This window comes from Cellulomonas sp. URHE0023 (assembly GCF_000688475.1).
Lineage (GTDB): Bacteria > Actinomycetota > Actinomycetes > Actinomycetales > Cellulomonadaceae > Cellulomonas.
Genome location: NZ_JIAN01000006.1, coordinates 230,738 through 243,747, shown reverse-complemented (window position 1 = coordinate 243,747; position 13,010 = coordinate 230,738). Strand labels below are relative to the sequence as shown.

11 protein-coding genes are annotated in these 13,010 nt (G+C 71.7%); 4 read left to right on the top strand and 7 right to left on the bottom strand.

Features of this window, described 5'->3' with window-relative positions; all coding sequences use genetic code 11:
- The first annotated feature begins 4 nt into the window (after positions 1-4).
- Positions 5-883 (top strand): ABC transporter permease subunit, encoded by an 879-nt coding sequence (locus N553_RS0110405; protein WP_028046457.1) that lies wholly within the window; start codon positions 5-7, stop codon positions 881-883.
- Positions 880-2,799 (top strand): glycoside hydrolase family 127 protein, encoded by a 1,920-nt coding sequence (locus N553_RS0110400; RefSeq protein WP_028046456.1) that lies wholly within the window; start codon positions 880-882, stop codon positions 2,797-2,799. The genes N553_RS0110405 and N553_RS0110400 overlap by 4 nt, the downstream gene beginning before the upstream one ends.
- 40 nt (positions 2,800-2,839) lie before the next feature.
- Here the strand turns inward: N553_RS0110400 and N553_RS0110395 are convergent, their stop codons facing one another.
- The 5 genes from N553_RS0110395 to N553_RS0110375 form a co-directional block, all read right to left on the bottom strand.
- On the bottom strand, positions 2,840-4,954 hold the full coding sequence (locus N553_RS0110395) for a 3-hydroxyacyl-CoA dehydrogenase NAD-binding domain-containing protein (RefSeq protein ID WP_028046455.1): 2,115 nt from the start codon (positions 4,952-4,954) through the stop codon (positions 2,840-2,842).
- Positions 4,951-6,192, bottom strand: a complete 1,242-nt coding sequence (locus tag N553_RS22215) for a thiolase family protein (RefSeq protein WP_034621750.1) — start codon at positions 6,190-6,192, stop codon at positions 4,951-4,953. The genes N553_RS0110395 and N553_RS22215 overlap by 4 nt, the downstream gene beginning before the upstream one ends.
- A 127-nt stretch (positions 6,193-6,319) precedes the next feature.
- Positions 6,320-7,507 (bottom strand): HRDC domain-containing protein, encoded by a 1,188-nt coding sequence (locus tag N553_RS22210; RefSeq protein ID WP_034622071.1) that lies wholly within the window; start codon positions 7,505-7,507, stop codon positions 6,320-6,322.
- Positions 7,508-7,675: 168 nt separating this feature from the next.
- A complete protein-coding gene (locus tag N553_RS25915; protein WP_255347020.1) occupies positions 7,676-8,113 on the bottom strand; it encodes a LuxR C-terminal-related transcriptional regulator in 438 nt (145 codons plus the stop codon).
- 137 nt (positions 8,114-8,250) lie between these two features.
- The gene (locus N553_RS0110375; RefSeq protein WP_028046453.1) at positions 8,251-8,835 is read right to left on the bottom strand and encodes a DUF3000 domain-containing protein; all 585 of its coding nucleotides are present in this window, start codon (positions 8,833-8,835) and stop codon (positions 8,251-8,253) included.
- Between the two features lie 176 nt (positions 8,836-9,011).
- On the opposite strand from N553_RS0110375, the gene gndA reads away from it, so the two are divergent.
- Both gndA and N553_RS0110365 read left to right on the top strand, forming a co-directional pair.
- Complete coding sequence (gene gndA / locus N553_RS0110370) at positions 9,012-10,466, top strand: NADP-dependent phosphogluconate dehydrogenase (protein WP_028046452.1); 1,455 nt, start codon at positions 9,012-9,014, stop codon at positions 10,464-10,466.
- Positions 10,463-11,710, top strand: coding sequence for a hypothetical protein (locus tag N553_RS0110365; protein ID WP_051640067.1), 1,248 nt, complete (start codon positions 10,463-10,465; stop codon positions 11,708-11,710). The genes gndA and N553_RS0110365 overlap by 4 nt, the downstream gene beginning before the upstream one ends.
- Positions 11,711-11,754: 44 nt before the next feature.
- Here N553_RS0110365 and N553_RS0110360 read toward each other — a convergent pair whose 3' ends face one another.
- Positions 11,755-12,240 carry a hypothetical protein gene (locus tag N553_RS0110360; RefSeq protein WP_028046450.1) on the bottom strand — a complete coding sequence of 162 codons (486 nt, stop codon included), beginning with the start codon at positions 12,238-12,240 and terminating at the stop codon, positions 11,755-11,757.
- Positions 12,237-13,007 (bottom strand): dihydrofolate reductase family protein, encoded by a 771-nt coding sequence (locus N553_RS0110355; protein WP_034621748.1) that lies wholly within the window; start codon positions 13,005-13,007, stop codon positions 12,237-12,239. The genes N553_RS0110360 and N553_RS0110355 overlap by 4 nt, the downstream gene beginning before the upstream one ends.
- Positions 13,008-13,010 lie beyond the last annotated feature (3 nt).

The window sequence follows — 13,010 nt, the reverse complement described above, 5'->3', positions numbered from 1 at the left end:
GACCGTGACCACGACGACCGAGCGACCCGCCGTCGCACCGTCCCGCACCGCACCGACCACCCGTGTCGGCGGCGTCGCGATGCGCACCCCGTTCTGGGTGTTCTCCGGTGCGCTCGCGGTGATCTTCCTCTTCCCGCTGGTGTGGACCTCGGTCTCGTCGGTGTCCCCGCACCCGGGGACCGGCCAGGTCGACGGCTGGGGCTTCGGCAACTACGCGACCCTCGCGCACTACCAGGCGGGGATCGGGCAGTACCTCGCCAACTCGGTGTTCGTCTCCGGGCTGTGCGTCATCCTCACGCTGCTGATCTCGACCCTCGGCGGGTACGCGTTCGCGCGGTTCCGCTTCCCGGGTCGGAACCTGCTGTTCATGGTGACCCTGGCGATCCTGATGGTCCCCTACGCCTCGTTGCTGATCCCGTTGTACGTGCTGCTCAACAAGGTGGGCCTGTCGAACTCGCTGGTCGGGGTCGCGCTGGTGCTCACCATGTTCCAGCTGCCGTTCTCGACCTTCATGATGCGGATCTCGTTCGAGTCCGTGCCGCGAGAGCTCGACGAGGCGGCCCTGGTCGACGGGTGCTCGTCGTTCTCGGCGCTGTGGCGGGTGCTCCTGCCGGCCGTGCGGCCGGGCCTGATCACCGTCGGGCTGTTCGCGTTCCTCGCAGCCTGGAACGACTTCTTCGCCCCGCTGATCCTCATCAACGACACGAACAAGATGACGCTCCCGCTCGCCGTCTCCAACCTGCGGGTGCAGGTCCAAGGGGTCGTCGACTACGGCGCCACCGAGGCCGGCGTCGTCGTGCTCGCGGTGCCCTGCATCGTGCTGTTCCTCCTGCTCCAACGACACTACGTACGCGGCTTCATGTCGGGTGCGCTCAAGGGATGACCATGACCACCACGACGACGACCGCCGCCACGCCGGTCGCCCCCTCCCGCGGCGCTCTGCGTCCGCTTGGCCTCGGCGACATCGAGATCACCGGAGGCTTCTGGGCGCAACGGCAGGAGGTCAACGCCACGCGGACGCTCGGTCACATCGAGCACTGGCTGGAACGCGAGGGCTGGATCCGCAACTTCGACGACGCGGCCGCCGGAACGCTCGGTGCACGCACCGGCCGAGAGTTCTCGGACTCCGAGGTGTACAAGCTGCTCGAGGCGATGGCGTGGGAGATCGGGCGCTCGGACGACGCCGACCTGGACCGGAGGTTCGGTGCCCTGGTCCGACGGGTGGCAGGGGCCCAGGAGCCGGACGGCTACCTGAGCACGGCGTTCGGTCGGCCCGGCCAGGGAGCCCGGTACAGCGACCTCGAGTGGGGGCACGAGCTGTACTGCTACGGCCACCTCTTCCAGGCCGCTGTCGCACGTCTGCGCACGCGTCCGTCCGCGGACGACGGGCTCGTCGACATCGCTCGGCGTGCGGCAGACCATGTCGTGGCCACGTTCGGTCCCGGTGGGCGAGTCGCTGTGTGCGGTCACGCGGAGATCGAACCCGCACTCGCCGAGCTGGGCAGGGCGACGGGGGAGCGCCGCTACGTCGACCAGGCAGCGCTCTTCGTCGCTCGTCGCGGCACAGGCACGCTCGGCGACATCGAGTACGGCCGCAGCTACTACCAGGACGACGTCCCGGTCCGTGACGCGACGGTTCTGCGTGGGCACGCGGTGCGTGCCAACTACCTGTCCGCGGGCGCGGTCGACGTCGCCGTCGAGACCGACGACGCCGAGCTTCTCGCCGCGCTGACCACGCAGTGGCAGAACACCGTGGCCCGCCGCACCTACATCACGGGCGGTCAGGGGTCGCACCACCTGGACGAGTCGTTCGGCGACGACTTCGTGCTCCCACCCGACCGCGCGTACTCCGAGACGTGCGCCGGCGTCGGTTCGATCATGTTCTCCTGGCGCCTGCTGCTCGCTCAGGCAGACCCGCGGTACGCCGACCTCATCGAGCGGACGCTCTACAACGTGCTGGCGACGTCACCGTCCCACGACGGCCAGTCGTTCTACTACACGAACACGCTGCACCAGCGCCGACCGGGGACGGTGCCTGCGTCCGATGCGGCGGTGCCGCGGGCGTCGACGTCGATGCGCGCACCCTGGTTCGCCGTCTCGTGCTGCCCGCCCAACGTCGCCCGGACGCTCGCGAGCCTCGCCTCGTACGTCGCCACGACCGACGACGACGGTCTGCAGATCCACCAGTACGCACCGTCCCGGATCCGTACCGCGCTGCCCGACGGAAGGAGCATCGCGGTCGACGTCGAGACCGGCTACCCACACGACGGGGCCATCCGCGTGACGGCCGCAGACTCCTCGGACGAGCCGTGGACGTTGACTCTGCGCGTGCCGTCGTGGGCGGCCGGCGCGACCCTGCGCACTCCCGAGGGCACGCGGCCGGTCTCTGCGGGGTCCGTCTCCGTGCGCCGCCGGTTCGAGGCGGGAGACGTCGTCGAGCTCACGCTTCCCGTGGCGCCGCGGATCTCGGTGGCTGACCCGCGCATCGACGCCGTGCGGGGGTGCGCGGCCGTGGAACGGGGGCCGCTCGTTCTGGCGGTCGAGTCGGTCGACCTGGGCGAGGTGGGCGTCTCGACCGACGTGGCCGACCTGCGCCTGGATCCGAGCGTGCCGCCGCGCGTGGTGGACGGACGCGTCGTGGCCACGTTCGGGTTCGAGCGCCCCGCCGAGGGTCCGTGGCCCTACGGGGCGGACGCGAACGGCACCGGAGGCAGGACTGCCGAGGTTCCGCTCGTCGAGTACCACGACTGGGCGAACAGGGGACCGTCGACCATGCGGGTCTGGATCCCCGTGGCGTGAGGAGGTCGGGCGGCGGCCGGTGCGGCCGCCGCCCGACTACTCAGACCGCCGGGACGTTCGCGGCGCCGTCCGGCAGGAGCCGGTGGCCGAGGATCCGCTCGGAGTAGCCGGTGCGGTCCAGGTACGGCGTCAGGCCACCGAGGTGGAACCCCCAGCCGGCGCCCAGGATCATGCACAGGTCGATCTGCTGCGGGGTGGACACGACACCCTCCTCGAGCATGTGCCCGACCTCGACGGTCAGCGCCGACAGCACGCTGTCGAGCACACCCGCCTCGTCGAGGGCCGTGCCCTCGCTGGGGCCGGTGAACGCCGACTGGATAGCCGGGTCGACCGGCTTCGGCAGTCCCTTGGCGGGTGCAGGCAGGACGACGCGGGTGCCGTCTGCCACGAGCTTCTCGAGGCCCGGGGAGCGCGGGAAACGATCGCCCAGCTCCTCGCGCAGCGACGTGAGCACGTGCAGCCCGACGGCGGGTCCGACCAGGTCGAACAGCTCGAACGGGGGCATCGGCAGACCGAGAGGCCGCAGCGCCCGGTCGGCCACCTCGACGGGCGTCCCGTGCTCGACGGCGTCCACGATCACGCCGAGGAGCAGGACGAGCAGCCGGTTGACGACGAAGCCCGGCCGGTCGGCCACGAGAACGGCCGTCTTGCGCAGCTTCGCCGCCACGGCGAACCCCGTCGCGAGCGCCTCGAGCGACGTGTGCTCGGCCTGGACGACCTCGACCAGCGGCATCGCGGCCACGGGGTTGAAGAAGTGCAGCCCGACGACGCGCTCGGGGTGCTGAAGGTCCGCGGCCATCGCGCTCACGGACAGTGCGCTCGTGTTGGTCGCGAGGATGGCCGTGGGGGAGATGACCGTCTCGAGCTCGGCGAACACGCGCTTCTTCAGGTCGAGGATCTCGGTGACCGCCTCGATGACGAGGTCGCACGACGCGAACTCGGCGAGGTCGGTGGTGCCGTGGATCGAGCCCAGCAGCCGAGACCCGGTCGCCTGGCTCATCCGGCCGGTCGACGTCAGCCGGTCCACCGTTGCCTTGACGGCGGCGAGTCCCTTGTCGACCCGCTCCTGGTCGAGGTCCCGCATGACGACCGGGACGCCCAGCCGCTGCGCGAACAGGGTCGCGATCTGCGCGGCCATGAGGCCGGCGCCGACGATGCCGACCCGGGTGACGGGCTGGGCGAGCGAGCGGTCGGGTGCGCCGACCGGCTTCTTGCCGCCCGACACCAGCCCGAACGCGTAGATGCTGGCACGCATCTCGTCGGACATGATCAGGTCGGCGAGCGCCTCGTCCTCCGCGGCGAACGCGTCGACCCGTGAGGCGTCACGCGCCGCCGCGACGAGGTCGAGCGCCCGGTACGGCGCAGGACGCGACCCGTTGATGACGGCATCGAGCCGCTGCCGCGCGATCGCGACGGCACCGTCCCACAGCGGCGCCGGATCGAGCGGGCGTCGCTCGACCACGACCGCGCCGGTCAGCACCCGGGCCGCCCACCGGATCGACTCCTCGAGGAAGTCGCTGGGGTCGAGCACGAGGTCGACGAGCCCGATCGACGCGGCCTCGGCTGCCGCGTAGGGCTTGTTGGCCGCCGGGCGCGTGAGGATGACCTCGAGCGCCTTCTCGATGCCCACGAGCCGCGGCACGATGTAGGCACCGCCCCAGCCGGGCACCAGGCCGAGGCCGGTCTCCGGGAGAGCGAGCGCGCGCACGTCGGACGCCACGGTGCGGTAGTCGCAGTTGAGCGCCAGCTCCAGGCCGCCGCCCAGCGCGATGCCGTTGACGAACGCGAACGTGGGGACGCCCATCGAGTGCAGGAGCTCGTACGCGGCGTGGCCGTTGCGCCCGAGCTCGAGTGCGACCGAGCGGTCCGGGATCGAACCGATCAGGGACAGGTCAGCGCCCGCCGCGAGGAAGTACGGCTTGCCGGTGACGGCGACCGCGGAGATCTCTCCCGCCTCGACGCGTCCGCGCACGGCCGTGAGCGTCTCGAACAACGAGGCGATCCCCAGCGGGCCGAGCGTGGACGGCTTCGTGTGGTCGAGCCCGTTGTCGAGCGTGACGAGCGCGAGGGTGCCGGCGCCGTCGGGCAGCTGGACGTCGCGGGCGTGGGCGTGGGTGACGCGCTCGGCACGTGCCTCGGTCGTGGTCGTGCTCACAGGGCGCTCCCCTCAGAAGCGTCGAAGGACTCGTAGTCAGGGTGGTTCGGGTTCTCCCAGATCACGGTGCCGCCCTGCCCGAGGCCGACGCACATGGTCGTCAGGCCGTAGCGGACCTCGGGCTGCTCAGCGAACTGGCGTGCCAGCTGCGTCATCAGGCGGACGCCCGAGGATGCCAGCGGGTGGCCGACCGCGATCGCCCCGCCGTACTGGTTCACCCGGGGGTCGTCGTCGGCGATCCCGAACGCGTCGAGGAACGAGAGCACCTGGACGGCGAACGCCTCGTTGATCTCGAACAGGCCGATGTCCTCGATCGTGAGGCCGGCACGCTGGAGGGCCTTGGTCGTGGCCGGTACCGGGCCGATGCCCATGATCGACGGCTCGACGCCCGCGTAGGCGAACGAGACCATGCGCATCCGCGTGGGCAGCCCGAGCTCGTCGGCGGTCTCCTCGGCCGCGAGCAGGCAGGATGCGGCGCCGTCGGTCAACGGTGCGGCGGTGCCCGCCGTGACGCGACCGCCCGCGCGGAACGGGGTGGCGAGCTTGCCGATCGCCTCGACGGTCGTGCCCGGACGCGGCGGCTCGTCCGCCGTGGCCAGTCCCCAGCCGTTCTCGGGGTCACGCAGGGCGACGGGGACGAGGTCGGGGTCGATCTTGCCGGCTGCCAGTGCGGCGGCGTACTTGGCCTGGCTCGCGGCGCCGTACGCGTCCGCACGCTCGCGGGTGAGTGCCGGGAACGTGTCGTGCAGGTTCTCGGCCGTCACGCCCATGTTGAGTGCGTCGTTCTCGACCAGGCGCTCCGAGAGGAAGCGCGGGTTGGGGTCCGCGTCGAACCCCATCGGGTGACGTCCCATGTGCTCGACGCCGCCGGCCAGGGCGACGTCCTGCGCGCCCACACCGATCGCGGCGGCGATGTTGGTCACGGCGGTCATTCCGCCGGCGCACATGCGGTCGATCGCGTAGCCGGGGACCGAGCGGGGCAGCCCGGCCAGCACGCCGACCGTGCGGCCCAGGGTGAGTCCCTGGTCGCCCTGCTGCGTCGTGGCGGCGATGGCGACCTCGTCGATCCGCTCGGGCGGCAGCGACGGGTGGCGGCGCAGCAGCTCTCGGATGGTCTTGACCGACAGGTCGTCGGCGCGGGTGTTCGCGTAGAGGCCGTCTTTGCGTGCGCGACCGAACGGGGTGCGTACCCCGTCGACGAACACGACGCGACGGACTCGCGGGGATGGGGTGGGCATCCAGGGCCTCCAAAGGCGGGACGACGGTGTCCGGGCGGGCAGGCACGTACGAGCCCGCGACCAGTAGACGATACCCCGGGTACCGGGATCTGACGAGACGCAAGTTACCGATGGGTAACAGCGCGCGCTAGAGCGCGGCGAACGCCTCGGCCAGCCGGGGTCCCACGAGCTCGATCTGCCAGGGGCGCGCTCCGCCTGCGCTGAGGAACGCGCCGATGGAGTCCAGGTCGAGCACAGCCGGCGGCGTCCAGCACAGCCTGCGCAGGAGGTCGGGCTGCAACAGGTTCTCGGCCGGCACCGACCACTGCGCGGAGAGGGCGGCGACCGCGTCGCGAGCAGCAGCCAGGCGTGCGGCAGCAGCGGGGTCCTTCTCGGCCCAGGCCCGCGGCGGCGGCGGTGCGTCGCTCTTCGGTCCACGGACCGAGGGGAGCTCGCTGTCGGGCTCGGCGAGGGCCCGGTCGATCGCCTGCTGCCAGAGCGGCGCCCGTCGACGCGTGCCCTTACCTGCGAACGCCGGGAGCGCCGTCAGCTCGGAGACGGTCCGCGGCAGGGCCTGCGCCGCCGCGATGATCGCGTGGTCCGGCAGGACGCGGCCGGGGGAGATGTCCCGCTGCCGCGCGTTCTGGTCGCGCGTGAGCCAGAGCTCGCGAACCACGCCGAGCCGGCGGGCGTCACGGATCGCGTGCAGCCCGGACACCCTGCGCCACGGCTCGACGCGCGGGGCGGGTAGCGGTGCGGTGCGCACGGCCTCGAACTCCTGCGCGGCCCACTCCGCCTTGCCGGCGACCGCGAGCCGTTCGGCCAGGATCTCCCGGAGCTCGACGAGCACCTCGACGTCCAGGGCGGCGTACCGCAGCCACTCGGTGGGAAGGGGCCGCGTCGACCAGTCCACGGCCGAGTGCTCCTTGGCCAGCCCGAGACCCAGGGCGTCGGCGACCACCGCCGCGAGCCCGACCCGCTCCATCCCGAGGAGCCGGGCGCCGAGCTCGGTGTCGAACACCCGGCTCGGCAGCAAGCCCTGCTCGGCCAGACCGGGCAGGTCCTGGGACGCCGCGTGAAGAACCCACTCGACGCCGACCAGGGCCTCGGACAGCGAGGACAGGTCCGGCACGGCGATCGGGTCGATCAGTGCGGTCCCGGCACCCTCGCGACGGAGCTGGACCAGGTACGTGCGCTGGCCGTAGCGGTAGCCGGAGGCGCGCTCCGCGTCGACAGCGACCGGGCCGGTCCCCGCGCCGAACGCGGCGACGACGGCGGCCAGGGCCTCTGGCGTCTCGACGACCGAGGGGATGCCTTCTGCCGGCTCGGTGAGCATGACGATCTCCGGGGCGTCAGCCTGGGGGACCGCAGCGTCGTCCGCGGAGACGACGGCAGGCGGTTCAGACCCTCCGGCGGGGAGGTCCGGGGTCGCCTCAGATCGCATGAGAGCAACGTTAAGCGACGGGACGGACGCATCCGCGCAGGCCGCGCGGGCGTGCTCCGGTCAGGACACCACGCCGCCGCGGATCGAGATGGCGACCAGCTCGGCGCGGTCGCCCGTGCCCAGCTTGCGGGAGATGCGCGCCAGGTGGCTCTTCACCGTGAGCGCGGACAGTCCGAGCTCCTCGCCGATGAGCCGGTTGGTCCGGCCGTCGGCCACGAGCTTGAGCACGCTGACCTCGCGCGCAGTCAGCTCCGGCATCGGCGCCTGCACCGCTGGCGGTGCGACCTTGGGCAGGGAGGGGCAGGTCGCGCTCGCTACCGCACCGCGAAGACCCCCGGCCAGGAGGGCGCTCAGCTCCGGTCGCGCGGCGCGACGCGTCAGGACGACGACCCGGGGGGCGCCACGGCGGCGCAGGTTGCGTACCAGCACCCCGCCGTCGCCGTCCGCCACCTCGGTCACCACGACGCACATCTGCTGCGGTGCCTGGGCGGCGGTCATGGGGGACGTGGCGGTTCCGGGGCGCGAGCTCGGCAGGGTACGTCGAAGCACGGGCCCGCGTACCTGGGCCACGTCTCGTCGCAGGGGCTCGATGCTCACAGGCCTGTCATCGGCAGGCCAAGCGGTCGACTTGAGGTTCAGCGACGCGGTCCCAGTGCCACGACACCGTCCGGCAGCGGCTCCAGACCCGCGGCGGTGCACAGCAGGGTCGACCAGGCGATCAGGTGGGGAGCCAGATTCTCGTCGGTGGCCGTCCACGACGCACGGATCTCGAGCTCGGTCTGCTCGGCCCGACGGTCCAGGGCACCGAAGCTCTGCGACAGGACCCTCGTGACGGTGCCACCGGCGGCGTGGGGGTCGAGCCCGGACTCCCGCAGCGAGTCGGTGAACCAGCTCCACGCCACCTCGGCGAGCAGCGGGTCGGCACCGACCTCGGCCTCGAGCGTCGCACGCACCAGCGTCACGAGCCTGAAGTTTCCCTCCCAGGCCTCCTGGCCCGCGGGATCGAACAGGACGACGAACCGACCGGAGGCGAGCTCGGCCGCCGCGACGGAGCGACGGGCCGTACGGACCTCGGCGGTGAGGGCCGCGGAGAAGGGTGCGATGCGCGCCGGTCCCGGTACCTCGTCGAGGATCACCTCGGGGCGAACGCTCACCTGCCGCAGCGAGCGCAGCGCACTGACGAACTCGACGGGGACGTCCTCCGGACCAGCGGGTGTCACGGTTGGGAGCGTACGCACGGCGACCCCGTCTTGAGGTCCGGCACGCCGCTCCGTCCTGTGGCGCTGCGCACTAGGCTTGCCCGCGCACCAATACCCGGACGTCGTTCCCCGTGCCCGCTCCCAGCAGGTCGGGACCCGACGTCCGCCGGCCGACGTCTCGAAGGAGCTCTCCCCGCATGGTCGCCTCAGGAACCGCCACCGGAACCGCGCAGATCGGCGTCACGGGATTGGCGGTGATGGGCCGCAACCTGGCACGCAACTTCGCCCGCAACGGGTACACGGTCGCCATCCACAACCGGTCGTACGCGAAGACCGAGTCCCTGGTTGCCGACCACGGTTCCGACGGCGACTTCGTTCCCTCCGAGTCCGTCGAGGACTTCGTCGCATCGCTCGCCAAGCCCCGCAAGATCATCGTCATGGTCAAGGCCGGTGGCCCGACCGATGCCGTGATCGACGAGCTGGTCCCCTTCCTGGAGGAGGGCGACATCGTCGTCGACGCCGGCAACGCGCACTTCCCCGACACGATCCGGCGCGAGGCCGCGCTGCGTGAGAAGGGCCTGCACTTCGTCGGTTCCGGCGTGTCCGGCGGCGAGGAGGGCGCACTGCTCGGTCCGTCGATCATGCCCGGCGGCACGAAGGAGTCCTACGAGTCCCTCGGGCCGATCCTCGAGAAGATCTCCGCGAAGGTCGACGGCGTTCCGTGCTGCACGTACATCGGCCCGGACGGTGCCGGTCACTTCGTCAAGATGGTGCACAACGGCATCGAGTACGCCGACATGCAGCTCATCGCCGAGGCGTACGACCTGCTGCGCCAGGGTCTGGGTGCCTCAGCCGCGGAGATCGGGCAGATCTTCGCCGAGTGGAACACGGGCGACCTGGAGTCGTTCCTCATCGAGATCACCGCCGACGTGCTGGCCCACGTCGACGCCGAGACGGGCAGCGCGTTCGTCGACATCGTCCTGGACCAGGCCGAGCAGAAGGGCACCGGTCGCTGGACCGTGCAGAACGCGCTCGACCTGGGCGTGCCGATCACGGGGATCGCCGAGGCGACGTTCGCGCGCGCACTGTCGGGCTCGGTCCCGCAGCGCACCGCCGGCGCGGCCGCCCTGCCGGCCGACGTGACGCCGTGGGACATCACCGACCGCGACGCCTTCATCGAGGACGTCCGGCTCGCGCTGTACGCCTCGAAGGTCGTCGCGTACTCGCAGGGATTCGACCAGATCGCCGCCGCGAGCGCCGAGTTCGGCTGGGACATCGACCGCGGCGCCATGGCCCGTATCTGGCGCGGTGGCTGCATCATCCGAGCCCGCTTCCTCAACCGCATCACCGAGGCCTACGAGCGCGACGCGCACCTGCCGCTCCTGCTCGCCGACGAGTACTTCACCGGTGCGGTCGGCAACGGCCTGGCCGCCTGGCGTCGGGTCGTGTCGGGCGCCGCGCTGCACGGTGTCCCCACGCCGGCGTTCTCGTCGTCGCTCGCCTACTACGACGGGGTCCGCGCCGAGCGCCTGCCCGCCGCGCTGATCCAGGCGCAGCGCGACTTCTTCGGCGCGCACACCTACCGGCGCACCGACAAGGACGGCACCTTCCACACGCTCTGGACGGGCGACCGCACCGAGCAGCCCGCGTGAGCGAGCTGCCCACCTCGAGAACCGGTCCGCTGCAGCCCGTCATCCTCGGCGCCGACATCGGCGTGTACGCCCTTGCCCGCTCGTTCCACGAGGCCTACGGCGTCACGTCGGTCGTCGTCGCCGGTGCCGCCCTGGGTCCGGTGGCCCACTCGCGGATCGTCCGGCACGAGATCGTGGACGACGGGCACGACCCCCGTCAGCTCGTCGACCGGCTGGTCGAGGTCGCGCAGCGCACGCCCTCGGCCCGGCTGCTGCTGATGGCCAACTCGGACTGGCTGGTCCGCGTGGTCGTGCAGCACAGGGCTCTCCTCGAGGAGTACTACGTCGTCCCGTTCCTGTCGGAGCACCTGCTCGACCGGATCTCGGACAAGGCGACGTTCGCGGAGATCTGCACCGACCTCGGCATCTCCGTGCCGCGGACGATCGTGCAGGAGTTCGACGGTGACTGGGAGCCGGTGCCGGTCGACCTGGACTACCCGCTCATCGCCAAGGCGGCCAGCAGCGCCGACTACCAGGACGTCGAGTTCGAGGGCAAGAAGAAGGTCTTCGAGATCGCGACGCCCGACGAGCTGGCGCGGCTCTGGGACGCGCTGCGGTCCGCCGGGTTCCGGGGCCGGTTCGTGGTGCAGGAGCTCGTGCCGGGCGACGACACCCAGATGCGCTCGATCACCGCGTACGTCGACAGCCGCGGGGAGATCACGCTGCTGTGCTCGGCGCACGTGCTGCTCGAGGAGCACACGCCGTCCGGGCTCGGCAACCCCGCCGCGATGATCACCACGCGCGACGACGACATGCTCGACCAGGCGCGCACGTTCCTCACGTCGACGGGGTACCGCGGGTTCGCGAACTTCGACGTCAAGGTGGACCCGCGCTCGGGGCAGTTCCGGTTCTTCGAGGTGAATCCCCGGATCGGTCGGAACAACTACTACGTGACCGCAGCCGGGGCCAACCCGATGCGGTTCGTGGTGGAGGACCAGGTGGAGGGGAAGGCGGTCGAGCCCGTCGTCGTCGACCGCGAGATCCTCTACTCGATCCTGCCGCACCGGCTCCTGCTCAGGTACGTCAAGGAGCCGAGCCTCCACGCGCGGGTCCGACGGCTGGTCCGCACCAAGGCCGTCGCGCACCCGCTGCGGTACGCCCGGGACCTGTCACCGCGCCGGCGTCTGTACGTGTGGATGGCACTGGTCAACCAGGTCCGCAAGTTCCGCCGGTACTACCCCGAGGTGACCTCGACCGGTTTCTGAGCGCAGGACCACGGCCGCCGTTCGTGTGGCGGCCGTGGTCGTGGTCAGCCGAGCTCGCTGGTGCCCGAGTAGAGGTGCAGGACCGGGACCTGGAGCTCCTCGCGTGCACGGGAGGCCCAGTCGGTGTGGAACGTGTCCTCGACCGCGTGCGGGTAGGTCACGACGGCCACCTCGATGACGTCACCGTCGGCGACGGCCGCCTTGAGGGCGGGCAGGGGGTCGTCGTCGACCACCGTGCCGGTGGCCGAGCGGCCCGCCGCCTCGAACGCGGCGATGCTGCCGGCCAGCTGGTCGTCGGCCGTGGCCTTCGCCTCGGGCTGCGACGGCTCCTTGCCCCGGGCGCGGTCCCACGCCTCGCGCAGCTCGCCGAGGCTGAGGTTGTCGATGATCGTCGCGACGAGCGGCCGGTCCGTGTCCGCCGGGACGAGGACGCGGTACGCGTACGTCTCGTCCGCGTGCAGCGCGATGAGCTTGTCGACGTCGGAGCTGGAAAGGGTGTCCTCCGTGAGGACGATGATCGTGTCGGTCACGCGCCGAGCCTAGTCATCCGCCAGCGACCCAGCAGCACTCCGTCGGCATGCAGGAGGTGCAGCGGCTCGAGCGACCGTGCAGGGGAGAGCCACTCCGGCTGGGTCAGGATGCGGCTGGCCGGACCGCCGACGAGCTGCGGGGTCCAGGTCAGGCACACGTCGTCCACGACGTCGGCCTCGACCAGGTGGGCGAGCAACGAGGGCCCGCCCTCGGTCAGCACGTGGTTCAGGCCGCGGTCGGTCAGCGCCGCGATCGCGGCCCGGGCGTCCACACGATGACCGTCGCCGGCGATCAGGACGCGCTCAGCACCGAGGCGGTCGCGCAAGGCGCCGAGCGCCCGGTTCTCCGCGACGGTGATGACCAGCGGAGGCCGAGCGCCGTCGAGCAGGGCGTCCGGGAGGACTCCGGAGGTCGAGACGACGGCGAGCTCGAGATCGTCGGCGCGACCGAGCTCGGCCCGCGCACCGCGAAGGCCCTCAGGAACGTCGAGCGCCGTGTACTGCTCGGCCCGGACGGTGCCGGCGCCGACGAGGACCACGTCCGCGAGGGCGCGCAGGACGCGGAACACACGCCAGTCGGCCGAGTTGTTGATCGAGCCCGAGAGGCCGTTGGCGCCGGTCGCGGAACCGTCGAGAGTGCTCACCATGTTGGCGCGGACGCCGGGGGAGTCACCGAAGAGCGCGATCAGCTCGGGCTCACCTGCCAGGGGTTCTAGCCGCGGACGGTGCAGGGGGAGCAGCACGTCCAGCGCAGGGAGTTCGGGCACGGG

Bases quoted from the DNA above. Each gene is read 5' to 3' on its own strand.
- N553_RS22215 (WP_034621750.1), bottom strand. From the start codon at position 6,192: ATGCCCACCCCATCCCCGCGAGTCCGTCGCGTCGTGTTCGTCGACGGG.
- N553_RS22210 (WP_034622071.1), bottom strand. From the start codon at position 7,507: ATGCTCACCGAGCCGGCAGAAGGCATCCCCTCGGTCGTCGAGACGCCA.
- N553_RS25915 (WP_255347020.1), bottom strand. From the start codon at position 8,113: ATGACCGCCGCCCAGGCACCGCAGCAGATGTGCGTCGTGGTGACCGAG.
- N553_RS0110400 (WP_028046456.1), top strand. From the start codon at position 880: ATGACCATGACCACCACGACGACGACCGCCGCCACGCCGGTCGCCCCC.
- gndA (WP_028046452.1), top strand. From the start codon at position 9,012: ATGGTCGCCTCAGGAACCGCCACCGGAACCGCGCAGATCGGCGTCACG.